Origin of the sequence: Streptomyces sp. NBRC 110028 (assembly GCF_001417735.1) — a bacterium.
Taxonomy (GTDB): domain Bacteria; phylum Actinomycetota; class Actinomycetes; order Streptomycetales; family Streptomycetaceae; genus Streptomyces.
Genome location: NZ_BBUZ01000021.1, coordinates 1 through 1,311, shown reverse-complemented (window position 1 = coordinate 1,311; position 1,311 = coordinate 1). Strand labels below are relative to the sequence as shown.

Here is a 1,311-nt window from a genome sequence, read left to right as displayed (position 1 = left end):
TTGTTGGTGGAGCGGTTGTCGGATGCGCGGCGGTTGGGTCATCGGGTGTTGGCGGTGGTGCGGGGGAGTGCGGTCAATCAGGATGGTGCGTCGAATGGGTTGACGGCTCCGAATGGTCCGTCGCAGCAGCGGGTGATCCGTGCGGCGTTGGCTGACGCCGGTCTGGCTCCTGTCGATGTGGATGTGGTGGAGGCGCATGGGACGGGGACGCGGTTGGGTGATCCGATCGAGGCGCAGGCGTTGCTGGCGACGTATGGGCGGGGGCGTGCGGGTGGGCGTCCGGTGGTGTTGGGGTCGGTGAAGTCGAACATCGGTCATACGCAGGCTGCGGCTGGTGTGGCGGGTGTGATGAAGATGGTGCTGGCGCTGGAGCGGGGTGTGGTGCCGCGGACGTTGCATGTGGATGAGCCGTCACCGCACGTGGACTGGTCGGCTGGTGAAGCGGAGCTGGCGGTTGAGCCGGTGGTGTGGCTGCCGGGTGAGCGAGTGCGTCGGGCCGGCGTGTCGTCGTTCGGGATCAGTGGCACGAATGCGCACGTGATTGTGGAGGAGGCGCCTGCGGAGCCGGAGACGGGTGCGGCTTCGGCTGAAGGCCTGTCGGTGGTGCCGTGGGTGGTTTCCGGGCGGGATGCGGGGGCGTTGCGTGAGCAGGCGGCCCGGCTGGCTGCGCAGGTGTCGAGCGCGGAGGCGGGTGCGGTCGATGTGGGGTGGTCGTTGGTGGCCACCAGGTCGGTGTTCGAGCACCGGGCGGTGATGGTCGGCGGTGATCTGTCGGACACCGTTGCTTCGTTGGAAGCGCTGTCCGTGGGTCGGGTTGTGCCGGGTGTGGTGTGGGGTGTGGCTCCTGCTGAGGGTCGTCGTGCGGTGTTCGTCTTCCCTGGTCAGGGATCGCAGTGGGTGGGGATGGCGGCTGGGCTGCTGGATGCCTGCCCGGTGTTTGCGGAGGCGGTGGCGGAGTGCGCTGCGGTGCTGGATCCGTTGACCGGCTGGTCACTGGTCGAGGTGCTGCGCGGTGGTGATGAGGCTGGTCTTGGGCGTGTTGATGTGGTGCAGCCGGCGTTGTGGGCGGTGATGGTGTCACTCGCTCGGACGTGGCGGCATTACGGCGTGGAGCCCGCCGCGGTCGTGGGGCATTCGCAGGGGGAGATCGCTGCGGCCTGTGTGGCTGGGGGCTTGAGTCTGGCCGATGGTGCGCGGGTGGTGGCCCTGCGGAGCCGGGCGATCGCCCGGATCGCCGGTGGGGGCGGCATGGTCTCCATCAGCCTCCCGGCCGACCGCGTCCGCACCATGCTGGAGGAGTTCGACGGCCGG

General features: G+C 69.2%; 1 protein-coding gene. It reads left to right on the top strand.

Annotated features, from left to right (window positions below; genetic code table 11):
* Positions 1-1,311 (top strand): type I polyketide synthase (locus tag ASC60_RS00120; protein WP_159043185.1); only part of this gene is annotated, 1,311 nt, incomplete at both ends.